Source organism: Caballeronia choica, assembly GCF_001544535.1.
GTDB classification, from domain to species: domain Bacteria; phylum Pseudomonadota; class Gammaproteobacteria; order Burkholderiales; family Burkholderiaceae; genus Caballeronia; species Caballeronia choica.
In genome coordinates, this window is record NZ_FCON02000003.1 from 68,504 (window position 1) to 90,914 (window position 22,411).

At 64.3% G+C, this 22,411-nt stretch carries 20 protein-coding genes and 5 tRNA genes; 16 read left to right on the plus strand and 9 right to left on the minus strand.

All coding sequences use genetic code 11. The features are described from left to right. The first annotated feature begins 10 nt into the window (after window positions 1–10). Both acpS and nagZ read left to right on the plus strand, forming a co-directional pair. On the plus strand, window positions 11–415 hold the full coding sequence (gene acpS, locus AWB68_RS02210; protein ID WP_087642731.1) for a holo-ACP synthase: 405 nt from the start codon (window positions 11–13) through the stop codon (window positions 413–415). 19 nt (window positions 416–434) lie between these two features. Beyond that, window positions 435–1,463, plus strand: a complete 1,029-nt coding sequence (nagZ, locus tag AWB68_RS02215; RefSeq protein ID WP_087642803.1) for a beta-N-acetylhexosaminidase — start codon at window positions 435–437, stop codon at window positions 1,461–1,463. Between the two features lie 79 nt (window positions 1,464–1,542). Here nagZ and AWB68_RS02220 read toward each other — a convergent pair whose 3' ends face one another. From AWB68_RS02220 to earP, 4 genes are all read right to left on the minus strand, one after another. Beyond that, window positions 1,543–2,931, minus strand: coding sequence for a sigma-54-dependent transcriptional regulator (locus AWB68_RS02220; RefSeq protein ID WP_087642732.1), 1,389 nt, complete (start codon window positions 2,929–2,931; stop codon window positions 1,543–1,545). Between the two features lie 173 nt (window positions 2,932–3,104). Next, window positions 3,105–3,440: a BON domain-containing protein gene (locus tag AWB68_RS02225; protein WP_087642733.1), complete on the minus strand. Its 336-nt coding sequence runs from the start codon at window positions 3,438–3,440 to the stop codon at window positions 3,105–3,107. Between the two features lie 265 nt (window positions 3,441–3,705). Next, window positions 3,706–4,263, minus strand: coding sequence for an elongation factor P (gene efp, locus AWB68_RS02230; protein WP_087642734.1), 558 nt, complete (start codon window positions 4,261–4,263; stop codon window positions 3,706–3,708). Window positions 4,264–4,422: 159 nt separating this feature from the next. Then, window positions 4,423–5,601 (minus strand): elongation factor P maturation arginine rhamnosyltransferase EarP, encoded by a 1,179-nt coding sequence (earP, locus tag AWB68_RS02235; protein ID WP_087642735.1) that lies wholly within the window; start codon window positions 5,599–5,601, stop codon window positions 4,423–4,425. 137 nt (window positions 5,602–5,738) lie between these two features. On the opposite strand from earP, the gene uvrC reads away from it, so the two are divergent. The 9 genes from uvrC (at window position 5,739) to otsA (ending at window position 12,096) form a co-directional block, all read left to right on the plus strand. After that, window positions 5,739–7,883, plus strand: coding sequence for an excinuclease ABC subunit UvrC (gene uvrC, locus AWB68_RS02240; protein ID WP_087642736.1), 2,145 nt, complete (start codon window positions 5,739–5,741; stop codon window positions 7,881–7,883). A 96-nt stretch (window positions 7,884–7,979) separates the two neighbouring features. Then, window positions 7,980–8,576, plus strand: coding sequence for a CDP-diacylglycerol--glycerol-3-phosphate 3-phosphatidyltransferase (gene pgsA, locus AWB68_RS02245; RefSeq protein WP_087642737.1), 597 nt, complete (start codon window positions 7,980–7,982; stop codon window positions 8,574–8,576). Window positions 8,577–8,726: 150 nt separating this feature from the next. Next, window positions 8,727–8,802, plus strand: a tRNA-Gly gene (locus AWB68_RS02250). Window positions 8,803–8,861: 59 nt separating this feature from the next. After that, window positions 8,862–8,937, plus strand: a tRNA-Gly gene (locus tag AWB68_RS02255). Between the two features lie 59 nt (window positions 8,938–8,996). Beyond that, window positions 8,997–9,072, plus strand: a tRNA-Gly gene (locus AWB68_RS02260). An 85-nt stretch (window positions 9,073–9,157) separates the two neighbouring features. Next, window positions 9,158–9,231, plus strand: a tRNA-Cys gene (locus tag AWB68_RS02265). 156 nt (window positions 9,232–9,387) lie between these two features. Then, complete coding sequence (locus AWB68_RS02270) at window positions 9,388–9,870, plus strand: GNAT family N-acetyltransferase (protein ID WP_087642738.1); 483 nt, start codon at window positions 9,388–9,390, stop codon at window positions 9,868–9,870. 97 nt (window positions 9,871–9,967) lie between these two features. Then, on the plus strand, window positions 9,968–10,720 hold the full coding sequence (otsB, locus tag AWB68_RS02275; protein ID WP_087642739.1) for a trehalose-phosphatase: 753 nt from the start codon (window positions 9,968–9,970) through the stop codon (window positions 10,718–10,720). Next, window positions 10,717–12,096, plus strand: a complete 1,380-nt coding sequence (gene otsA / locus AWB68_RS02280; RefSeq protein WP_087642740.1) for an alpha,alpha-trehalose-phosphate synthase (UDP-forming) — start codon at window positions 10,717–10,719, stop codon at window positions 12,094–12,096. The genes otsB and otsA overlap by 4 nt, the downstream gene beginning before the upstream one ends. A gap of 37 nt (window positions 12,097–12,133) precedes the next feature. Here the strand turns inward: otsA and AWB68_RS02285 are convergent, their stop codons facing one another. Next, window positions 12,134–13,954 (minus strand): ABC transporter ATP-binding protein, encoded by a 1,821-nt coding sequence (locus AWB68_RS02285; protein ID WP_087642741.1) that lies wholly within the window; start codon window positions 13,952–13,954, stop codon window positions 12,134–12,136. Window positions 13,955–14,776: 822 nt separating this feature from the next. Between AWB68_RS02285 and AWB68_RS02290 the strand changes: the two genes are divergently transcribed. From AWB68_RS02290 to AWB68_RS02300, 3 genes are all read left to right on the plus strand, one after another. Then, window positions 14,777–15,841, plus strand: a complete 1,065-nt coding sequence (locus tag AWB68_RS02290) for a glycosyltransferase family 4 protein (RefSeq protein WP_087642742.1) — start codon at window positions 14,777–14,779, stop codon at window positions 15,839–15,841. Window positions 15,842–16,060: 219 nt separating this feature from the next. After that, window positions 16,061–16,876 carry a hypothetical protein gene (locus AWB68_RS02295; protein ID WP_087642743.1) on the plus strand — a complete coding sequence of 272 codons (816 nt, stop codon included), beginning with the start codon at window positions 16,061–16,063 and terminating at the stop codon, window positions 16,874–16,876. Window positions 16,877–16,984: 108 nt separating this feature from the next. Beyond that, window positions 16,985–17,458, plus strand: a complete 474-nt coding sequence (locus tag AWB68_RS02300; RefSeq protein WP_200828608.1) for a DUF2214 family protein — start codon at window positions 16,985–16,987, stop codon at window positions 17,456–17,458. A 117-nt stretch (window positions 17,459–17,575) separates the two neighbouring features. On the opposite strand, the gene AWB68_RS02305 is transcribed toward AWB68_RS02300, so the two are convergent. The 4 genes from AWB68_RS02305 to AWB68_RS02320 form a co-directional block, all read right to left on the minus strand. Continuing rightward, a tRNA-Val gene (locus AWB68_RS02305) sits at window positions 17,576–17,650 on the minus strand. A gap of 66 nt (window positions 17,651–17,716) precedes the next feature. Beyond that, window positions 17,717–18,454, minus strand: coding sequence for a DNA polymerase III subunit epsilon (dnaQ, locus tag AWB68_RS02310; protein WP_087642744.1), 738 nt, complete (start codon window positions 18,452–18,454; stop codon window positions 17,717–17,719). A gap of 24 nt (window positions 18,455–18,478) precedes the next feature. Then, on the minus strand, window positions 18,479–18,937 hold the full coding sequence (gene rnhA, locus AWB68_RS02315; RefSeq protein ID WP_087642745.1) for a ribonuclease HI: 459 nt from the start codon (window positions 18,935–18,937) through the stop codon (window positions 18,479–18,481). Beyond that, a complete protein-coding gene (locus AWB68_RS02320; RefSeq protein WP_087642805.1) occupies window positions 18,937–19,773 on the minus strand; it encodes a class I SAM-dependent methyltransferase in 837 nt (278 codons plus the stop codon). Before AWB68_RS02320 ends, rnhA begins: the two co-directional genes overlap by 1 nt. Window positions 19,774–19,803: 30 nt before the next feature. Here AWB68_RS02320 and gloB point away from each other — a divergent pair, with 30 nt between their 5' ends. Continuing rightward, entirely contained in the window at window positions 19,804–20,616 is an 813-nt protein-coding gene (gene gloB / locus AWB68_RS02325; RefSeq protein WP_087642746.1) for a hydroxyacylglutathione hydrolase, read from the plus strand. Between the two features lie 158 nt (window positions 20,617–20,774). Continuing rightward, entirely contained in the window at window positions 20,775–22,409 is a 1,635-nt protein-coding gene (locus AWB68_RS02330) for a transglycosylase SLT domain-containing protein (RefSeq protein WP_087642747.1), read from the plus strand. Window positions 22,410–22,411: the final 2 nt, after the last annotated feature.

Sequence of the window (22,411 nt, forward strand, 5' to 3'; positions counted from 1 at the left end):
GGACGACGCCATGGCGATCTATGGAATCGGCACGGACCTCGTGCAAGTGAGCCGCGTCGCGGCCGTCATGGAGCGCACGAAAGGGCGCTTCGCCGAAAAAGTGCTCGGCGCCGACGAACTGCGCATCTATCACGCGCGCCGCGCGCGCTCGGAAGTGCGCGGCCTCGCGTTCCTCGCGACGCGTTTCTCCGCGAAGGAAGCGTTCTCGAAAGCGATCGGACTCGGCATGCGCTGGCCGATGACCTGGCGCGCGCTGCAGACGCTCAACGAGCCGAGCGGCAAGCCGATGGTCGTCGCATCGGGCGAACTGGCCGCATGGCTCGACGCGCGCGGCATCACGGCGAAAGTCACCGTCACCGACGAGCGCGACTACGCGGTGTCGTTCGTGATCGCGGAAATCCCCGACCCCTCTTGAAACCCTGCCTGTGAACTCACTGAAACGCACTCCCGGACCCGTCATGCTCGACGTGGTCGGCACGACGCTGACCGACGCGGACATTCGCCGCATCGCCCATCCGATGACGGGCGGCATCATCCTGTTCGCGCGCCACTTCACGGACCGCGCGCAGCTTGTCGCGCTGACTGACGCGATCCGCGACGTTCGCGACGACATCCTGATTGCCGTCGATCATGAAGGCGGACGCGTGCAACGCTTTCGTACCGACGGCTTCACCGTGCTGCCCGCGCCGGGCAAGCTCGGCGAACTGTGGGACAGCGACGTGCTGCTCGCGACGAAAACTGCCACCGCCTTCGGCTACGTGCTCGCCGCCGAACTGCGCGCGTGCGGCATCGACATGAGTTTCACGCCGGTGCTGGACCTGAACTACGGCCAGTCGAAGGTGATCGGCGACCGCGCGTTGCACAGCGATCCGCGCGTCGTCGCGATGCTGGCGAAGAGCCTGAATCACGGGCTGCTGCTCGCCGGCATGGCGAATTGCGGCAAGCACTTCCCGGGGCACGGCTTTGCGTCGGCGGATTCGCACGTGTCGCTGCCGACCGACGACCGTCCGCTCGAAGACATCCTCGCCGCCGATGTGAAGCCTTACGACTGGCTCGGGATGTCGCTGGCGTCGGTCATTCCGGCGCATGTGATCTACACGCAGGTCGACGAGAAGCCCGCCGGGTTCTCGCGCGTGTGGCTGCAGGAGATTCTGCGCGGCAGGCTGGGCTTCAACGGCGCGATCTTCAGTGACGATCTCTCGATGGAAGCAGCGCGCGCAGGCGGTACGCTGACAGAAGCCGCGCTGGCCGCGCTGACGGCGGGCTGCGATATGGTGCTGATCTGCAATCAGCCCGAGGAAGCGGAAAAAGTGCTGGAGCAACTGCGCTTCACGCCGTCGAAGGGTTCGCTTCAGCGTCTGAAGCAGATGCGCCCGCGCGGCAAGGCGTTGCATTGGGCCAAGCTCCAGTCGCACGTGGACTATCAGCAGGCGAAGTCGCTGCTCAAAAGCGCGCTCGGCTGAGCCGGGCGATCTCCGAAGCAAAAACGCCACGGCAGCGATGCCGTGGCGTTTTTGCTTTGAGACCTGTGACGCTGAAGCGTTACGGCTCCAGCTTCATCCGCTGCAACTTGTTGTAGAGCGTCTTCGGGCTGATGCCGAGCAGCGTCGCCGCCCGGTGCCGCGTGCCGCCGACCGCGTCGAGCGTCGCGCGGATCAGCATGTCCTCGACGTCCGCGAGCGCCGTGCCGACCGTCACCTGCACGCTGCTGCCGTTCAGTCCGCGTCCGCCCGAGCCGCCTTGCTCGTCGGCGCGCAGCGTCTCGATGACATCGCCCGACGCGTGATACGCGCGCCGCACGCGCTCGCGCAATTCCCGCACGTTGCCCGGCCATTCGTTCGCGAGACACTCGCGGATGAACGCCGGACTGATGCGCTTCGGCGACCCGCTCGTCAGCCCGGCAACGTGGTTCTCGCGATTGAGTTCGTCGACGAAATGTTCGGCGAAGAGCGCGATGTCGTCGTCGCGGTCGCGCAGCGGGGGCAGCGCGATCGACGACGCGTTCAGCCGCAGGTACAGGTCCTCGCGCAGCGCGCCATCGGTGACGGCTTCTCTCACGGGCGTGCGGGTGGCGGCGATCAGCCGGAAGTCGGTCATGATCCGGTTGCTGCCGCCGACGCGCATGAAGGTCTGCGAGTCGAGCGCGCGCAAGAGCGCTTCCTGCTGTGCGTTGGGCAGCGCGTCGATCTGCTCGAGGAAGAGCGTTCCGCCGCCCGCCTGTTCGAGCAGGCCGGGTTCGCGGTTCTCCGCCCCCGCGAACGCACCGCGCTCGTGGCCGAACATCAGGCTGTCCATCGAACGGTGGCTGGGTTCTTTTCCGGCGGCGGCGCAATCGAACGCCACGAACGGACCCTTGCGACGCCGGCTCAGTTCGTGAAGCGTGTGCGCGGCAATCTTCTTGCCCGTGCCCGGTGCCCCGCAGATCAGCACGGCGGCTTCGGTCGGCGCGGTTTGCTCGATCAGGTCGTAGACATGCTGGATCGTGCCGCTCCTGCCAAGCATCGCGCCGAAATGGCCGAGGTCACGCAGCGTGGCGCGCAGCGCCTGCACTTCCTCGGTCAGTTCATAAGGCCGAGGAATGCGGGCGAGCAGGCTGCGCAGACGCGGAATGTTGACGGGTTTCAGCAAATAATCCCAGATGCCGTGCCGCAATCCTTCGATCGCGCTTTCGACCGTTGCGTTGCCCGTCATCACGATCACCGGCAACGCGCCGTCGGGCGGTTGCGCGGGCAGGCTCGGCAGCAGGTCGAGCCCGCTGCCATCGGGCAGGTTCAGGTCGATCAGCACGACATCGGGAATGAAACGGGTGAGCGCCGCGCGGGCTTCGGCGAGCGTCGTCGCGGTGTCGACGGAAAAGCCGTCCGCCGACAGGATCGCGGACAGGCCGGACAGGCTATTGGGATCGTCTTCGACAATCAGGGCGTGTGGCATGGCGGACACAACGGTTGAAAATGGTCTGTAATTCGCTCGAGGCCGGGCGTCCGCATAACGGGCGAGCTGGCTGCCTGCGTGCCGTGGCCGGATGGTACTGCGCCAGTCCGGCTGCGGGCGCGCGGCGCCGCTTCGGTCTTCTGCGTCCTGCGCTTCTCCTTCCGTTCGAACCGTTACTGCGGTTTTACGTGCAGGTCGTTGTTCACCGATTGCACGCCCGAGACGCTTCGAGTAACGGCGACTGCCTTCTGAATCTGTACATCCGAGTTCACGAATCCCGACAACAGCACGGCTCCCCGATAGGTCTCGACGCTGACCGACAGCGACTTGAGTCCCGGATCGGCAAGCAAGGCGGCCTTCACGCGTGCGGTGATCGCGGAATCGGAGGTGTACTCGCCGGCGGATTCACTCGTCGGCGTCGATGAGCACCCGGCGGTGAACGCGAGCGCGGGCGCGGCAAGCGCGGCGGCGATCAGGAGCCGGACGGTAATCGTATTGTGAAGTGGCATGGTTCATTGTCGAGTGATGACCCACTCGTACAGCAGTAATCATGCCAACGCGAGCTTCCTTTAGACAGGACGCGCTGCGCGTTGAAAGCAGGAAGACTCAAGCGACCTATTTCGAGACAGGCCGGTAAAGTTTGCCTGAAGACGGCAAAAATTTCACGCAAAAGAAAAGCGCCCCTCGGGGCGCTTTTCTTTTGGATGCGTCGGAACGGTGTCCGCGACGCCCCGGCGGCACGAACCTCGCGCCTGCCCGGAAGACTTGCTGCGCTTACGCGCGACTGCGGTACTCGTTGGTACGCGTATCGATTTCGATCTTGTCGCCGATATTGCAGAAGAGCGGCACCTGCAATTCGAGGCCGGTGTTGATCTTGGCGGTCTTGAGAACCTTGCCCGAAGACGTGTCGCCCTTCACCGCCGGTTCCGTATAGATGATTTCGCGCACGAGCGTGGTCGGCATCTCGACCGAAATGGCCTTGTCGTTGTAGAACACGACTTCGCACGGCATGCCGTCTTCGAGGTAGTGCAACGCGTCGCCCATCATTTCAGCTTCGACTTCGTACTGGTTGTAGTCGGCGTCCATGAACACGTACATCGGGTCGGCGAAGTACGAGTAGCTCACTTCCTTGCGGTCGAGCATGACGACGTCGAACTTGTCATCGGCCTTGTACACCGATTCCATGTTCGCGGCCGACAGCAGGTTGCGGAACTTCATCTTCACGACGGCCGAGTTGCGGCCCGATTTGTTGTATTCGGCCTTCTGCACGACCATGGCATCGCTGCCGATCATCACGACGTTGCCAACGCGGAGTTCTTGTGCGGTCTTCATGTCTAAAACTGTCCTGTACGTTTCAATCCTGCGAACACCCGCGGAAGTGGCGGGAGCAGAAAAATCTGGAGGTCACGAACGGCGTTGTCTGGCATCGTCGGGTCTGGCACCTTGATGATCGTGCCGGAATTCGGAAGCTGCGAGCCGTTGCATAACCGCTTATTTTAACTGAGTTTTTAGGATTTCGGCTACATGGCGAACCAGATTTCCGGCCAGGTCGCCGACGGAGGCGAGCTCCGTCGCCCAGTCGGCGGCGCGCTGGTTCAAGAGCGGCCGATGGCGCCAGAAATCCGCCCAGTCGGGCGTTCCGGCCCCGTTCCAGGCGTGCCAGAAGCGCGCGACGGAGTCGCGCGCTGCGTCGGGAAGACCGTTCGCGTAGTGCGCGAGGGCGGCGTCGAGCTTGGGCAGGTGCGCGTCGTCGGATTGCGGATAGATGTGCCAGACGAACGGTTTTTGCGCCCACTGCGCGCGCACGAATGAATCCTCGCCGCGCACGAAGTTGACGTCGGAGGCCCAGAGCAGCGCGTCGAAACGCGGCTGCTCGACGAAGCCGAGCGCGTGTGCGCGCAACGATCCACGCGACCCCGATGCGCCGGCCGAAAAGGCCGGCACGCCGAGGAAGCGGGCGACCGCGCCGGAAATGCGGCCCTCCGGCACCAGCAGCACGATCGGCGACGACGCGTCTCGCCATTGCGCGAGCAGACCGTCGATGGCCGGATTCTCGTAGGCGAAAAGCGAAACGACGGTGCTTTCCGCCGCTGGCGCCGCGACGCCGACGTGTTCGCGCCACCAGCCGTCACGATCGAAGGCGAGGCGCTCGGCATCGAGTGCGCGCTCTTTCAGCACGCCGCCGGTTCCCGGACCGAGTCCGGGGAAAAAGAACGTCTTCACGAGCGGATAGCGCGGATGCGGCGACGGCCGCAGATGAAAATCCGCGACCCAGTCCTCCGCGCTCAGATATTCGAGGTTGAGCCACACCGGCCTGCGCTCGCGCTCCGCCATCGCCGCGACGTAGACGGACGGCAACTCGCAGCCGAACGCCTCGACCACGACATCGGCGATCTGCAGCGTGACGGAGTCACCTCGGCCAGCGCGCGACGGTTCGTGCCAATGCTCGATGACGACGCCCGCCGCTTCCTGCCGCGCGAGCGCCGGATCGACGTCGCGGCAGAGCGCGTGGAAGGCCTTGAGATCGTCGACGAAAAGCCGCACTTCCCAGCCGTGCTCGGCCGCGAGCTGGCGCGCGAGCCGCCAGCAGACACCGATGTCGCCGAAGTTGTCGATGACCTCGCAGAAAATGTCGCAGGCGATTTCCGAGGGCGGGCTGGGCGTGGTCATGGACGCGTCTCGCGCGGCGAAACAGCCGCGTAATGATCTAAACTGGCGATTTTAAGACAGCGCCGATGGCTTGACAGCATGCATCATCCACGCGCCGTGCGGCATTTTCCGCGCCTTTCTCAGCATTGCTCCGCTGCATGACAGACACCGACGTTTTCGACCCCAAGAAGATTCTCGCGCAGTTGCCGCATCTGCCCGGCGTCTACCGCTACTACGACGCCGAGGGCGCCGTACTGTACGTCGGCAAGGCGCGCAACCTGAAGAAGCGCGTATCGAGCTATTTCACGAAGACGGTGCATTCGCCGCGCATCGCGATGATGGTCACGCGGATCCGCAAGATCGAGACGACCGTCACGCGCTCGGAAGCTGAAGCGCTTTTGCTAGAGAACAATCTCATCAAGGCGCTGACCCCTCGCTACAACATCCTCTTTCGCGACGACAAGTCCTATCCCTATCTCAAGCTGACCGGCCATCAGTTTCCGCGCATGGCTTATTACCGCGGCGCCGTCGACAAGAAGAACCAGTACTTCGGGCCGTTCCCGAGCGCGTGGGCCGTGCGCGAGAGCATCCAGATCCTGCAGCGCGTCTTTCAACTGCGCACCTGCGAGGACTCGGTGTTCACGAACCGCACGCGGCCGTGCCTGCTGCATCAGATCGGGCGCTGCACCGGGCCGTGCGTCGGTTTGATCAGCGACGAGGATTACGCGCGCGACGTGGCGAACGCATCGCGTTTCCTGCTCGGCCGGCAGGGCGAAGTGATGAAGGAACTCGAGCAGAAGATGCATGGCTTCGCCGCCGAGCTGAAATTCGAGCAGGCCGCGGCGGTGCGCAACCAGATGAGCTCGCTTTCGACCGTGCTGCATCAGCAGGCGATCGAAGTCGGCGGCGATAACGACGTCGATATTCTCGCGGTCGTCGCGCTGGGCGGGAAGGTGTGCGTGAATCTCGCGATGGTGCGCGGCGGCCGCCATCTCGGCGACAAGGCGTATTTCCCGACGCACGTCGAAGCGGCGCTGGGGATCGGCGAGGGCATCGACGAGGACGAGGACGGCGAGCTGATCGAAGGCGTGGCGCAGATCGTCGTCGAGGAAGTGGGCGCGGAGCAGGCCGCGGCACAGGCCGACGCGGTGCTTTCCGCCGCGGAGGATCACCCGGCGGCGCAGGAAGCGGCCGTGCCGGACACAACCCGGGACGAGCCCGAGCCCGAGCCCGAATTCGTCGCTGTTCGGGAAGGTGCGCTCGAATCGGAAGTGCTGGAAGCGTTCATCGCGCAGCATTACCTCGGCAATCGAGTGCCACCGGTGCTGGTCGTGAGCCACGCGCCGGCGAGCCGCGAACTCGTCGATCTGCTGATCGAGCAAGCCGGGCACAAGGTGACGCTGCTGCGCCAGCCGCAAGGGCAAAAGCGCGTCTGGCTCTCGATGGCCGAACAGAACGCGAAGCTCGCGCTCGCGCGCCTGCTCTCCGAACAAGGCTCGCAGCAGGCGCGCACGCGCACGCTCGCCGAAACGCTCAGCCTGGAGATGGACGACCTCGCGAAACTGCGCATCGAGTGCTTCGACATCAGCCACACGATGGGCGAGGCGACGCAGGCGTCGTGCGTGGTCTATCACCATCACAAGATGCAGTCGGGCGAATACCGCCGCTACAACATCGCCGGCATCACGCCCGGCGACGACTACGCCGCGATGCGCCAGGTCCTCACGCGCCGCTACGAGAAGATGCTCGCGCAAGCGGCCGCCAACGCCGCCGACGAGGCCACGACGCTGCAACCCGAAGACGCCGCCGATCCCAACGTCACGCCCGACGCGGCGGAACCGGTCGCGGCGGGCGGCCTGCTGCCGAACATCGTGCTGATCGACGGCGGCAAGGGCCAGGTCGAAATCGCGCGGCAGGTATTCGCGGAACTCGGACTCGATCACGGCATGCTGGTCGGCGTCGCGAAGGGCGAGGGGCGCAAGGTCGGCCTGGAGACGCTGATTTTCGCCGATGGCCGCGCGCCGCTCGAACTCGGCAAGGAAAGCGCCGCGCTGATGCTGGTCGCGCAGATCCGCGACGAAGCGCACCGCTTCGCGATCACCGGCATGCGGGCGAAGCGCGCGAAGACGCGGCAGACCTCGCGGCTGGAGGAACTCGAAGGGGTCGGCGCGAAGCGGCGGCAGCGCTTGCTGTCGCGTTTCGGGGGCTTGCGCGGCGTGCAGGCGGCGAGCGTCGAGGACCTCGCGAGCGTCGAAGGGATATCGCTCGCGCTTGCCGAGCAGATCTACCGGCAACTGCACTGAGCGAGGCCGCTGCCGCTTGCCCTGCCGCTTGCCTTGTGGCATCAGGGTTCAAGCGGCACAATGGCACCTCCCTTACACGTTGCCTCGCCTCAGCCGATGCCGTTCAACCTACCGATTTTCCTGACATGGCTGCGAATCGTGCTGATTCCGCTCGTCGTGGGCGTCTTCTACCTGCCCGACGTGATGATGAGCCTGGAGCATCGCAACTTGCTCGCGATGGTCATCTTCGTGCTCGCCGCGCTCACCGACTGGTTCGACGGTTTCCTTGCGCGCAAGCTCAACCAGACGTCATCGTTCGGCGCGTTTCTCGATCCCGTCGCCGACAAGCTGATGGTGACCGCCGCGCTGCTCGTCCTCGTGCAGTTGATGCGTTTGAATGCCGTGATCGCGCTGGTGATCGTCGGTCGCGAGATCACGATTTCGGCGCTGCGTGAATGGATGGCGCAGATCGGGGCATCGAAGAGCGTGGCGGTGAACTCGCTCGGCAAGTTCAAGACCGTCTGCCAGATGGTCGCCATTCCGATGCTGCTTTTCTACGGACCGCTGAAAATCTCCGGCACGCAGTTCGTCATCGATACGCGCGTCTGGGGCTTATGGCTGATCTACGTCGCGGCGTTCCTGACCGTCTGGTCGATGCTCTACTACATGAAGCTCGCGTGGCCGCAAATCCGCGAACGCGGCGGGATGCTATAAATTGCGTCGAAGAGTGAAAGGGCGCATACAAATCTATTGACACCGCTTCGAGGCTTCTACATAATCTCGTTTCTGTCGAGCGAGCGCTGAAACGCAGCAGAAAATGAGCAGCAAATGCGCAGCGAACGCAAGGGCAGAATGAAGTGAAATGCGGGAGTAGCTCAGTTGGTAGAGCGCAACCTTGCCAAGGTTGAGGTCGCGAGTTCGAGACTCGTCTCCCGCTCCAGGTTTTGAAGTCTTCGATGTCTGGCGCATCGAGGATCAGGCAGAAAAGTGCAGCACAATGCGGGAGTAGCTCAGTTGGTAGAGCGCAACCTTGCCAAGGTTGAGGTCGCGAGTTCGAGACTCGTCTCCCGCTCCAGGTTTTGAAGTCTTCGATGTCTGGCGCATCGAGGATCAGGCAGAAAAGTGCAGCACAATGCGGGAGTAGCTCAGTTGGTAGAGCGCAACCTTGCCAAGGTTGAGGTCGCGAGTTCGAGACTCGTCTCCCGCTCCAATCAAAGGGGAAGCCGAGCTTCCCTTTTTGTTTGGTGGCCCGGCTGACTGCTTTTGAAATGCAGCCGACACCCGACACCGCTTACGGCGCGATAGCAAAGCGGTTATGCAGCGGCCTGCAAAGCCGTTTAGACCGGTTCGACTCCGGTTCGCGCCTCCAGTAAGAGAAAAAGCCCTGACTTGTCAGGGCTTTTTCTTTTTGTGCTTCGTGCTTCGACATCGCCTCCACGATTCCCCGCCGCAATCATCGCGCGGCATAATTGCGAGACTTCCCACCGGCCGGGCGCTCGATTCAGCCCGGCCCGCGACCGAACTCATGACCGACCACCTTTCCCGATTCGACTGGCGCTGGAAGCCCTTCGCCGAGCTTTCGACCACCGAGGTCTACGACATGCTCGCCGCACGCAGCGCGGTCTTCATCGTCGAGCAGAACTGCGTGTATGGCGACGTCGACGGGCTCGACGTCGATGCGTGGCATCTGTTCGCGTATGGCGAAGGCGAGCAGCGTCCGGCGCTCGCGGGCTACTTGCGCGTGCTCTTGCCCGGTCGGCCGGATGCATCGGAGACCGACGTCCGCATCGGTCGCGTGCTGACGACCGCCGGGTTTCGCGGCCTGAAGCTGGGCAACGCGATGCTCGAACGCGCGCTCGAACACATACTGAAGCAGTGGCCGCAGCAGCCGATCCGCCTGCACGCGCAAGCGCATTTGCAGAAGTTCTATGGCGCGTTCGGCTTCGAACCGGTCTCCGACATCCACGACGAAGACGATATTCCGCACGTCTGGATGCGTCGCCGTTGAGCCGGCAGGCCGCCGCCTTGCTTGCTCGACAACGGCGTCGCTCGCGGTAATATGCGCAGACTTTTCCGGTCGTTTCCGGTTGAAAGGCAAATCACCGATGCAAGCTCTTCCCAGCACCCTGTCTCTCGCCGATACGGCTTTCTTCTTCGACTTCGACGGCACGCTCGTCGAACTCGCCCCGACGCCCGATGGCATCGTCGTGCCGCGTCTCGTGCCCGATCTCCTCGATACGCTGCGGCGCGCGACCAATGGCGCGGTCGCGGTGGTGTCGGGACGCGGCATCGACAGCATCGATTCGTATCTCGCGATGCCCGATCTGCCGATCGCCGGTCTGCACGGCGCGGAGCGGCGCGATTCGAACGGCGACGTGCAGCGCGTCGGCTTCAACGACGAGCGGCTCCTGCGCATGGAGCATGTGCTCGAAGGCGTGGTCAGCCGCAACGCCGGCATGCTGCTCGAAATCAAGGGCGCGGCGCTCGCGCTGCACTATCGCAATGCGCCGGATCGCGAACCGGCCGCGCGCGCCGCGACCGAGCGACTGGTGCAGGAATACGCCGACGCCTACGTGCTCCAGCCCGGCAAGATGGTCTACGAGATCAAGCCGAAGGACGTCGACAAGGGGCGCGCCGTGCGCGCGTTCATGAGCGAGCCGCCGTTCACGGGCCGCAAGCCCGTGTTCGTCGGCGATGACCTGACCGACGAGAAAGGCTTCGCCGTCGTCAACGAATTCGGCGGGCTGTCGATCAAGGTCGGCGCGGGCGATACGCTCGCGCATGCGCGCATCGAGTCGGTCGGCGCGTTCCTCGACTGGCTGCACGACATCGCCGGCATGGCGGGGACGCGCGCGTGAGCCGTCTGATCATTGTTTCGAACCGCGTCGCGCCGATTTCCGAAGGCGGACCGGCGGCGGGTGGCCTCGCGGTCGGCGTCTACGATGCGTTGAAGGAAACGGGCGGCATGTGGTTCGGCTGGAGCGGCGACGTGCTGTCCGCGCCGCCCGCCGGAATCCAACTCGAAGAGCGCGGGCCGGTGACCTTCGCGACCATCGGTCTCGTGCGCCGCGACTACGACCAGTACTACCGCGGTTTTTCGAACGCGACGCTGTGGCCTGCGTTCCACTATCGTCCAGACCTGATCCAGTTCGACCGCCACGAGTACGACGGCTATTGCCGCGTGAACCGCTGGCTCGCCGGGAAGCTTGCGCCGCTCCTGAAGCCCGACGACGTCATCTGGGTCCACGACTATCACCTGATTCCGTTCGCGCAGGCGCTGCGCGAGATCGGCGTGGCGAACCGGGTCGGATTTTTCCTGCACATTCCGTTTCCCGCTGCGCAGATCCTGCTGAGTGTGCCGCGCCATCGCGAACTCGCCGACGCGCTCTGTTCCTTCGATCTGCTCGGCTTCCAGACGGCGCCCGACCTGCGCGCGTTTTGCGATTACATCGAGACGGAAGGCGGCGGATCGATCCTGCGCCATGCCGGAAAGCCGTATGAAATCAGCGCGTTCGGCAAGACGTTGAAGGCGGCGGCCTACCCGATCGGCGTCTATCCGGACGAGATCGCGGCGCTCGCGAAGGACGGCGAAAGCGGCCGCGACGTGCAGATCGTCAAGGCGACGCTGCACGAGCGCAAGCTCGTGATGAGCGTCGACCGGCTCGATTATTCGAAGGGGCTGGTCGAGCGTTTCCGCGCGTTCGAGCGGCTGATCGAACATCAGCCGCAGCAGCGTAACAACGTCTCGTTCCTGCAGATCGCGCCGCCGACGCGCGCCGACATGGACGCATACCGCGATATCCGTTCCCAGCTGGAAGCCGAATCGGGGCGCATCAATGGGCGCTACGCGGAACTCGACTGGACGCCGATCCGGTATATCCACCGGCAATATGAGCGCTCGGTGCTCGCCGCGCTGTTTCGCGAGTCGCACGTCGGTTTCGTCACGCCGTTGCGCGACGGGATGAATCTCGTCGCGAAGGAATATGTGTCGGCGCAGGATCCCGACGATCCCGGCGTGCTAGTGCTGTCGCAGTTCGCGGGCGCGGCGCGGGAGTTGAACGGAGCGCTGATCGTGAATCCGCTCGACATCGACGACATGGCCGATGCGCTCGCCACCGCGCTCGCGATGCCGCTCGGCGAGCGGCAGGCGCGGTATCAGGAGATGTTTGCTTCGCTGCGGGAGAACAACGTGTCCGTGTGGCGGGACAACTTCATGCGGGACCTGCGGGACTGAGGCTTCATCGCGGGGCCTTCGAAGACCCCGCTCGAGGTCATGCAGGCTGCTGCGTCGGCACCGGGATCGCCGGCAGTTTCCCGTGCTGCTTCGAAAGCAGTTCGCGATACAGGCCCGGGCGGTCGCGCAACTCCTGCGGCGAGCCGTCGTCGATGACCTTGCCGGAACTCATCACGATGATCCGGTCGAAATTCTGCAGCGTCGACAAGCGGTGCGCGATCGCGACCACCGTGCGGCCGACCATCAGCCGGTCGAGCGCGTGCTGGATCGCTTCTTCCGACGAACTGTCGAGCGCCGACGTCGCCTCGTCGAGCAGCAGGATCGGCGCGTTCTTCAGGATCGCGCGCGCGATCGCGATCCGCTGGCGCTGTCCGCCCGAGAGCTTCACGCCCCGGTCGCCGACGATCGTATCGAACCCTTCCGGCATCGCCTCGATGAAATCCGTGCAGCGCGCCTCGCGGGCGGCCGCGAGCACTTCCTCGCGGCTCGCGTCCGGCCGGCCGTACGCGATGTTCTCGTACACCGTGCGGTGGAACAGGGAAATGTCCTGCGGCACGAGCGCGATCGACTGGCGCAGGCTGTCCTGCGTAATCGACCCGATATCCTGCCCGTCGACCTTGATGCTGCCGCCTTGCGGCTCGTAGAAGCGCTGCAGCAGTGCGAGCACGGTCGATTTGCCCGCGCCCGACTTGCCGATCAGCCCGACGCGCTGTCCCGGCTCGATGTGCAGGTGGAAGTTGTCGAGAATCGGCCGGCGGCGCGGATACGCGAACGTCACGCTCTCGAAATCAACGCGCCCGCCCTGCGGCACGAGTTCGGTCGCGTCCGAGCGGTCCGGCATGCCGTGCGGCTCGAGCAGCGTCTGCACGGCTTCGGCAAGACGCGCGACGTGCTGCGTCACATCGACGAGCGCCACCGCCAGGTCGCGCGTGCCGTGCAGGATCGTGAAACCGAGCGAGCTGACGAGCACGATGTCGCCCGAAGTAGCGCGACCATTCGACCAAAGCCACAGCGCCCAGCCGAGCAGCCCGGCTGACAGGATCGCCGTCACGACGGCGTGAAAGAGCCGCAGCTTCTCCAGATACAGCAGGCTCTGCTGGCGCGCGACCATCTCGGCCTTGACCGTCGAACCGAAGCGCTTCTGCTCGCGGAATGTCATGCCGAAAGCGCGCACGAGCGCCATGTTGCCGATCACGTCGACGAGTTCGCCATCGACCGACGCCGCCTTCGACGCGAAATTGTGGTGCCGCGCCGAGCCGCGCTTGGCGAGCCGGTAAAGGATGAGCGAAAGGATCGCGGACGCCAGCATCAGGCCGCCCGCCATCAGCGGATTGACGGTCACGATCATCACGATCGCGCCGAGCACCGCGATGCACGGCGGCAGGACGTTCCACGCTATCACGTTCTCGGAGGTGTAGATCGCGTTCGACGTCGCGGTGATCCGGCTCGCGAGCATCCCCGGCTGTTTCTCGGAGAAGTAGGTCGGCGAGTGGCCGCTCAGGTACTGGAACAGGTCGCGCCGCAAGTCGCCCGTCACGGTGACGAACGCATGCGCCCCGACCCAGCCGCCCACGCGCCAGAGCATGTTGTCGGCGGCGATCAGTCCGACCAGGATCATGAACGCGCCCCAAAGGGCGCCCGGATGTCCGCGGCCCTGGCCGAGCACGTCGATCAGGTGCTTGATCGCGTACTGCGAGGCGAGGGCGCATCCGACGGCGGCGAACACGCTGATGAGAACGGTGGCGTGGGCGATCGGGTGACGGCGGATGTAACGAAGCAGGAACGCGAGCGGGCGATGCGCGTAGCTCGCTAGCCTGGCGTTGTGCGCGTTACGCTGGGAGACGGTGAGTTGGTCCAATTGGTCGTTTTTTGGTCGTAGATCGGTTGAGCTCGTATTGGCCTGAGTACGGAACCGCCGTTGTATGGAAAAACGGGAGGCGGCGCCGGCGTGCGATCCCCTGGCTGAATTGTAGCCAGTTATGCGTTGGGTCAAGGAAGCCAAATTCGACTGCGAGGCGCGGCGAACGTCTCTGAAACGCGCCTCACGCGCCCCGCACGACACTCGGGCGCGGCGCATTGTATGCAATGCGCGCCGGGCGGCGGATGTTCCCGCTTTGCCGCGTCGCTTCGCTGCGAGGACTTTCGACGGCCGTTCAGCTCATCGATTGCATGGCGAAGCACGACGCGGGCCCGCTGACCCGGCATCGGAAGCCCACGCGTCGAGAGAAGGGAAGGACGGCGAGCCAATGGCCCACGCCCGCGCGAACAGACGTCTTCCAATGTAGAACAGCCTTAATAAACAGGGGTTTGCAAAGTGTTTCCCCTTTGTAACAAGGTAAATAAGTTGAAATGACTACGCGGGTTCCGTGTAAAAACCACCATAATTCGCTGCGGGTTTCCACCTAGGATTTTTGACAGGTTTCTGTAGGTTCCCGTCAACCCAGTCGCAACTTGCGCGTTTATTGCAGGTGCGCGGTGGTTTTAGAGATGGAATCGAAATTGCTCTAGTCAGCCATCCGCGCGAAAACCTGGTGATCAGCGACCCCGCTTTTTCACTCGTGCATCAGTCTCTAGCCGCTGGATTTCCAGCGGGAACTTCCGCCCGAGCCGAGCGATTCGCTTCCGATACTTCGACACGACACGCCGTACTTAGCCTGAATTTTTATTAGGAGTTTCCGACATGCGAATCGCTCAAATCGCGCCCCTCCACGAAGCCGTTCCGCCGAAACTGTATGGCGGCACGGAGCGCGTGGTGTCCAACCTGACCGAAGCGCTGGTCGAAGCGGGGCACGACGTCACGCTGTTCGCGAGCGGTGATTCGCAAACGTCGGCCAAGCTCGAAGCGTTCTGGCCGCAGGCGCTGCGCCTCGACCCGACCATCCGCGACACGATGGCGCCGCACATGCTGCTGCTCGAAGAAGTCCGCCGCCGCGCCGACGAATTCGACGTGCTGCATTTCCACATCGACTACTACCCGTTCTCGCTGTTCGCGCGCCAGCCGGTGCCGTTCCTGACGACGCTCCACGGCCGTCTCGACCTGCCGGAACTGCAGCCGATCTTCAACACGTTCAGCGACGTGCCGGTCGTCTCGATCTCCGACAACCAGCGCCAGCCGCTGCCGCAGGCGAACTGGCTGTCGACGGTCTATCACGGCCTTCCGGAAAACGTGCTCAAGCCGATTCCGAACGTCAAGCCGGGCTATCTCGCGTTCCTCGGCCGCATCTCCCCGGAAAAGCGCGTCGACCGGGCGATCCGCATCGCCGAGGCCGCGGGCATGAAGATCAAGATCGCGGCTAAGCTCGACAAGGCCGACCGCGCCTATTATGAAGAGCACATCAAGCCGCTGTTCGCGCTGCCGCACGTCGAGTACATCGGCGAGATCAACGAGCAGCAGAAGTCGGAATTCCTCGGCAACGCGCACGCGCTGCTGTTCCCGATCGACTGGCCGGAGCCGTTCGGCCTGGTGATGATCGAGGCGATGGCTTGCGGCACGCCGGTGATCGCGTTCAACCGCGGTTCGGTGCCGGAAGTGATCGAAAACGGCGTGTCGGGTTTCGTCGTCGAAGACGAACTCAGCGCGATCGCCGCTGTGAAGCGCCTCGATACGCTGCCGCGCGCGAAGGTGCGTCAGGCGTTCGAAACGCGTTTCTCGTCGAAGGTCATGGCCCAGCGCTATGTCCAGACGTATGAGGAACTGCTGCGCCAGAAGCGCCGTACCGTGCTGCGCGAAGTCAACGCCAAGTAGGACGCAGGTCGTTTCCCGGAGCAACGCCCCGTGCGCCGCAAGGCGCACGGGGCGTTGTCACAATCGGACGCTTTTTTGCCTCGAAGGCGGGCGGCGGCCATGAAATCGATGGCGAGCGCGGCAATCTCCCTATAATGTCCGGGCCTCGCGCCAAGCGCGGCAGACCGTCGTCTTCGGCGGCCCGCATCAACGCGTTAACCGTGGACAGGAGCGAATGTTTTGGCGAGAACGAAGCAACCCAGCGCGCACCCGGCACCGGGCGCCGGCACCGTCTTCACGCTGCGCGCGATCGGGCTCGTGCTCGTCGCGCGATGGGTGTTGTCGATGTCGCAGATGGGTTATATGTCGTCACTGCACGCGATGTTTTCGTCGCCCTGGGCCTGCGTCAATCTCGTCCTGCTGTTCCTGCTGATCTTTCTTCCCGGCGCACGGGCGCGGGCCGAACGGCCGCTGCATCCATTGCCGCAGTGGCTGCGCCAGGCGCTGCGCCTGCTCGCCCTGCTGACGTTCGGGTTCGCGGTGTTTTCCGTCGGCGTCTTCACGTGGCAGGCGGGCTGGCGGCGCGCGGTGCATGCGCTCGCCGAATCGAACGGGTGGCTTCTGGTTGCGCCGGCGTTGTATGCCGTCGTCGTGTGGATATGCCGGCCGCGCGCGTTGTGGCGCACGAACATCGCCGCGCGGCGCTTCGCCATCGGCCGCTATGCGATTTCGCTCGATCCGATCACGCGCACGGCCGTCGTTTGGGCCGAAAGCCGCAAGCTCGGGCAATACGACGCGCGGGAATTGTCGGTGAAATGGCCGCAAGCCGCCGATTCGGTCGCTGCCGTGCCCGCTCCGTCGCTCGCGTCCGCGTCCGCGTCCGCGACGCGCCGTGGCTGGCTGGGCGTCTTCGCGAATCGTCCGAAGATGGAGTTGCTGTGGGATTCGCCCGCGGCGGCCGGCCACAACCGGACGACGGTGTTCCGCACGCCGCTGTCGAACGAAGGCGACCGCAGCGCCGCTCGTGCGTTGGATAGCACGTTGCGGCAGGTCTGACGCGGGCGCCCTCGGCGATCGCCATCGCTGCTGACTTCGTTGCATGCCGGTCGATTTCCGTAGCACATGCCAGTTCACGTCTTTCTTGTCGAGCGCGCGGAGGAGAGCATGCTGATCCGTTGGTTGCTGGCGGCGATACATCTGCTCGCGTTCGGCTTCGCACTGGCTGCCGTGCTCGCGCGAGCCCGCGCATTGCGCCGGCTCGATTCCTCGAATCCTCTCCAAGCGAACGCGGTAGGTCTGCGCGATGTCTTTCGCGCCGACACCATGTGGGGTCTCGCCGCGCTTGCCCTGCTGATCACCGGCGTGATGCGCGCATTCGGCGGGTTCGAGAAAGGCGGCGCGTACTATCTGTACGAGCCGCTATTCCATCTGAAGATGACGGCGCTAGTACTGATCCTGTTCATCGAAATCTCTCCGATGATGGCGGTGATTCGCTGGCGCGTGGCTGCCACCCACGGCGGCGCGATCGATCTCGGACGCGCGCGGCGCTTTGCGTCGATGAGCGATGTGGAAGCGGGACTGGTGATCGTGATGGTGATCGCGGCGAGCGGGATGGCGCGGGGCGTGTGGGCGGGGTAGGGCGCGCTGACTCGCACTAAATCACACTGAACGGAGCTGCAAGTAAAAAACCCCGGCGCTTTTCAGCGCCGGGGTTTTCTGGCAGACGTTCCGAACTGAAAACGCTTGCCTCTATCGTGGTGGGTAGTACTGGGATCGAACCAGTGACCCCTGCCGTGTGAAGGCAGTGCTCTACCGCTGAGCTAACCACCCGAAGAAGCGAAAGTATGTCAGAGTTATCCGCATTCGTAAAGCAGTTCTTTAAAGCAATGCACGCATTTATGCCGCTGCCTCGGCATTTTCCACCACGACCGCTTCTGTACGCCACACGCTCGTTCCCTTGACCGCCTTGTCGAGCTCATTGAGCACGCTCTCGTGGGCCGTCAACTCGTCGGGGCTCGCGGTGATCACCAGAAGATCGAGATCGTCCAGCGCGATGCGAGGAGACAGCGTCGCGCCCGCCGACGGCACGTCGCCCAGCATGTCGATGACAAGGCTTTCCTGGCCGCGTGTCATCGCCAGATAGACTTCCGCGAGCAGCTCCGAGTCGAGCAGCGCGCCGTGCAGCGTGCGGTGCGCGTTGCTGATGTCGAATCGGTCGCACAACGCATCCAGCGAATTCCGCTTGCCCGGGAACATCTGCTTCGCCTGCACGAGCGTGTCGATCACGCCGCCGCAGCATTCCGCAACGCGCGGCAGTCCGAGCAGCGCGAATTCGGCATCGAGAAAGCCGATGTCGAATGGCGCGTTATGGATGACCAGCTCCGCATCCGCGATGAACGCGCGCAACTCGGCCGCGACTTCCGCGAACTTCGGCTTGTCGCTGAGAAATTCGGTCGTCAGGCCGTGCACCGCGAGCGCGCCGGGGTCGCTGTCGCGTTCCGGGTTGACGTAGAAGTGCAGGTTGTTGCCGGTGAGCCGTCGATTGATCAGCTCGACGCAGCCGATTTCGATGATACGGTCGCCCGTGCGGGCATTCAGGCCGGTGGTTTCGGTGTCGAGTACGAGTTGGCGCATTGGCTTGATTTTGAGATTCGGCGATTAGCTGTCGGCGAGCGATGTCACGCCGCGGTTGGCGAGCGCATCGGCGCGTTCGTTTTCAGGATGGCCCGCGTGGCCCTTGACCCAGCGCCATTCGATCTGATGCTGGCCGACGAGCGAGTCGAGCCGTTTCCAGAGGTCGGCGTTCTTGACGGGCGTCTTCGCGGCCGTCATCCAGTTTTTCTTCTTCCAGCCGTGAATCCACTCGCTGATGCCTTTCTGCACATATTGCGAATCGGTGTGGACGACGGCATGGCACGGCCGCTTGAGCGCTTCGAGCGCGGCAATCACGGCCATCAGTTCCATGCGGTTGTTGGTGGTGGCGGCCTCGCCGCCGAACAGTTCCTTTTCCTGCGAGCCGAAGCGCAGGAGGGCGCCCCAGCCACCGGGGCCGGGGTTGCCCTTGCAGGCGCCGTCGGTGTAGATGTCGATTACCTTCTGTGCGGAGTCTGAAGTCATCAATGCTCGTTGCGAGTGTGCGGAGCCGCAACCGGGGCGAGCCCCGGCGCGAGTGCGGGTTTTTTCTGCTTGCGCGGGCCGATCAGGCGCATGCCCGGCACGCGCTTGATCGCCGTGATCATGTAGGCGGCGCCGAAGATCGGCCACCAGCGGTCGCCGGCCGCTTCCATGAACTGATAGCGCTGCAGCCATTTTTCAGCGACGAGCGGCGGACGATAGCAGCCGAAGCGCCCGCGTTCAAGGTCGAATCCGAGCAGCTTGATCCAGTCCTTGATTCGCGTGAACGCGATCATGTCGTGCGCGTCCGGCACGAACGGCCGTCCGGCCACCTTCCCGAGCGATTGCCGCGCGCCCCAGAGACTCAGCGAATTGAAGCCGAGGATGATCAACTGGCCTTCGGGCATCAGCACGCGTTCGGCTTCGCGCAGCAGGCGGTGCGGGTCACTGGTGAATTCGAGCGTGTGCGGCATCACGAGCAGATCCACGCTCTGTGCTTCGAACGGCAGGTCGAGCAGGTCGCACCAGACAGTGCTGCGGCCCTCGGGCGCGTGCAACCCGCGATTCGCCGACGGCAGCGACGCGACACCCGGCCGGGGATTGGCCGGCGGATACGTATAGGGCGCGCTCGCGCCGCTCGCGGCATCGAGCACGAGCGCGCGACCCGTCATGCGGTTCTCCCGCAATGCGTCGAGTTGCGGCATGCCGAGTTGCAGCGCGTGGTAGCCGAAGATGTCGGACACCACGCGATCGAGCTGCGCCTGCTCCCAGTCGAGCACGTAACGTCCAGGCGCTGAGCCAGTCCAGGCGGGCCAGTCTATAATCGATCGGTCAGACATGTTCGGCATTGCCGCCTTGAAGAGCTCGCTATGAAAACGCTTGAATATGTGCCGGTGCCGGCATTCGAAGACAACTACATCTGGCTCGTGTCCGACGGCAGCGACGCCGTCGTGGTCGATCCCGGCGACGCCGCGCCGGTGGAAGCCTGTCTCGCGAAACGCGGCTGGCGGCTGACCGCTATTTTACTCACGCACCATCATCACGACCACGTCGGCGGCGTCGAAGACTTGCTCGCTAGCCGTTCGGACGATGGCACGGGCGGCGCGATCCCCGTCTATGGCCCGGCTGGCGAGCGAATCGAGCATCTGACGCAGCGCCTGAAAGACGGCGACCGCGTGAGCATCGCGAGCCCGGCGCTCGGCGTCTCGGTGATCGACGTTCCCGGGCACACCGCCGGCCACATCGCCTACTTCCAGCACGCCGACCCGACCGGCACGCCGCATCTCTTTTGCGGCGACACGCTCTTTGCGAGCGGTTGCGGGCGGCTCTTCGAAGGCACGCCACAACAGATGCTCGCGTCGCTCGACGCGCTCGCCGCGCTGCCCGAGAACACGCAGGTTCATTGCGCCCACGAATATACGCTCTCGAACATCCGTTTCGCGCGCGCCTGCGAACCCGCGAACGACGCGCTCGCGCGCTGGCAGGAGGACGCGCAGGCCATGCGCGCGGCCGACCAGCCGACCTTGCCGACCACGATCGGCCATGAAAAGGCAGTGAACCCGTTTTTGCGCGTCGATGAAGTGGACGTCCAGGCGGCGCTCGCTGCCCACTACAACCACGCGATCCCGGATCGCCTCGAAGCGTTTCGATTGCTGCGCAGCTGGAAAGACAAGTTTCGCTAATGCGCACGAAGTGGCGACGAACTTCATCCGAAACGTAGGAAACGTCGCCAGATATCGGATTTTGCTCGCATTTCCGTCTTTTATATTGACGTCCGCAGTGCGGTTCCGTACTATCGGCTCCAAATTTCCAAGCATATTTTTTGGAATCCGAGACGTTCATGCGACAGATTCTTAGCGCGCTACTCGTCCTCACGCTGGCAGCTTGTGCCAGCCAGGGACCGACAGCGCCCAATTCCCTTTCCTCACTCCCTTCTGCGTCCAGACAGCAAGCCGTAGCCGACACGATCCGCCGAACCGCCGCCGCCAAGGAAACGATCAACGTCGACAAGACGTCGGTCGATTCGCTTGCGAGCGGCGACGCCGATCTGTGGGGCCGGATTCGCCGCGGTTTCCAGATCCCCGATTTGCAGAGCGACCTCGTCGACATGCAGGCGAGCTGGTATGCGCAGCGTCCCGACTACGTCGAACGCATGACGGGGCGCTCGCAGAAGTATCTGTATCACATCGTCGAGGAGCTGGAGCAGCGGCACATGCCGACCGAGCTCGCGCTGCTGCCGTTCATCGAATCGGCTTATAACCCGCAGGCGCTTTCCGTGGCGAAGGCCGCCGGAATGTGGCAGTTCGTGCCGGGCACTGGCCGCGACTACAACCTGAAGCAGAACATGTGGCAGGACGAGCGGCGCGATGTGCTCGCCTCGACCAGCGCGGCGCTCGATTACCTCTCGCGTCTGCATGACATGTTCGGCGACTGGCATCTCGCGCTCGCCGCGTACAACTGGGGCGAGGGCAACGTGCAGCGCGCGATCGCGCGCAACGAGGCGGCTGGCCTGCCGACCGACTACGAAAGCCTGCGCATGCCCAGCGAGACGCGCAATTACGTGCCGAAGCTGCAGGCGGTCAAGAATATCGTCACGAACCCGCAGATGTACGGCCTCTCGCTGCCTGACATTCCGAATCACCCGTATTTCGTTACTGTGACCACCGCGCGTGATATCGACGTGACGATGGCCGCGAAGCTCGCCGGCATGCCGGTGGAGGAGTTTCGCTCGCTGAATCCGTCGTTTGCGAAGCCGGTGATTCTCGGCGCAACGAATCCGCAGATCCTGCTTCCGTTCGACAACGCCACCGCCTTCCAGCGCAACCTGAAGTCGTATTCGGGCGCGCTTTCGTCGTGGACCACCTACACCGTCACCGAGCGCTCGCGGCCGGCCGCGATCGCCGAAAAGATTGGCGTCGACGCCGATACGCTGATGTCGGTGAACCGCATTCCGGCGGGCATGCGCCTGAAGCCGGGCTCGACGATCGTCGTGCCGCGCAACGACGATGACGACGAGGACATCAGCGCCGACGTCGCCGAGAGCGCCGTGCTGGCCGTCGAGCCGGACGTGCCCGACACGCGCAAGATGGTGATTCGCGTGCGCCGCCAGCAGTCGATCGCGACCTTCGCCGATCGCTACAACGTCTCGGTCGCACAGGTCAGGGCGTGGAACCGTACCCGCCGCGATTCGATCATGCCGGGGCAGGTGATCGTACTGCACGTGCCGTACGGCCGTGCGGTGCCGGCGGAACCCGGGCCGGTGCGCGTGGAGACCGTGGCGGCGTCGAGCCGGTCCGGCGGCGGCGTGACGAAGATCGGCACGCACGTGCCGGCGCCCAGCGCGTCGCGCGGAACGAAATCTACGGGACATTCGGCCGGCAAGATCACGAAGGTGTCGGAGAAGAGCGAACCCAAGACGGTCAAGCCTGCGGCCACGCCGACCAAGACCTCGAGCACGAAGAGCAAAAAGAAGTAACT

Bases quoted from the DNA above. Each gene is read 5' to 3' on its own strand.
- AWB68_RS02300 (WP_200828608.1), top strand. From the start codon at position 16,985: ATGCTGATCCGTTGGTTGCTGGCGGCGATACATCTGCTCGCGTTCGGC.
- uvrC (WP_087642736.1), top strand. From the start codon at position 5,739: ATGACAGACACCGACGTTTTCGACCCCAAGAAGATTCTCGCGCAGTTG.
- AWB68_RS02220 (WP_087642732.1), bottom strand. From the start codon at position 2,931: ATGCCACACGCCCTGATTGTCGAAGACGATCCCAATAGCCTGTCCGGC.
- AWB68_RS02270 (WP_087642738.1), top strand. From the start codon at position 9,388: ATGACCGACCACCTTTCCCGATTCGACTGGCGCTGGAAGCCCTTCGCC.
- AWB68_RS02330 (WP_087642747.1), top strand. From the start codon at position 20,775: ATGCGACAGATTCTTAGCGCGCTACTCGTCCTCACGCTGGCAGCTTGT.
- pgsA (WP_087642737.1), top strand. From the start codon at position 7,980: ATGCCGTTCAACCTACCGATTTTCCTGACATGGCTGCGAATCGTGCTG.
- AWB68_RS02290 (WP_087642742.1), top strand. From the start codon at position 14,777: ATGCGAATCGCTCAAATCGCGCCCCTCCACGAAGCCGTTCCGCCGAAA.
- otsB (WP_087642739.1), top strand. From the start codon at position 9,968: ATGCAAGCTCTTCCCAGCACCCTGTCTCTCGCCGATACGGCTTTCTTC.
- dnaQ (WP_087642744.1), bottom strand. From the start codon at position 18,454: ATGCGCCAACTCGTACTCGACACCGAAACCACCGGCCTGAATGCCCGC.
- rnhA (WP_087642745.1), bottom strand. From the start codon at position 18,937: ATGACTTCAGACTCCGCACAGAAGGTAATCGACATCTACACCGACGGC.
- AWB68_RS02320 (WP_087642805.1), bottom strand. From the start codon at position 19,773: ATGTCTGACCGATCGATTATAGACTGGCCCGCCTGGACTGGCTCAGCG.
- acpS (WP_087642731.1), top strand. From the start codon at position 11: ATGGCGATCTATGGAATCGGCACGGACCTCGTGCAAGTGAGCCGCGTC.
- efp (WP_087642734.1), bottom strand. From the start codon at position 4,263: ATGAAGACCGCACAAGAACTCCGCGTTGGCAACGTCGTGATGATCGGC.
- earP (WP_087642735.1), bottom strand. From the start codon at position 5,601: ATGACCACGCCCAGCCCGCCCTCGGAAATCGCCTGCGACATTTTCTGC.
- AWB68_RS02225 (WP_087642733.1), bottom strand. From the start codon at position 3,440: ATGCCACTTCACAATACGATTACCGTCCGGCTCCTGATCGCCGCCGCG.
- gloB (WP_087642746.1), top strand. From the start codon at position 19,804: ATGAAAACGCTTGAATATGTGCCGGTGCCGGCATTCGAAGACAACTAC.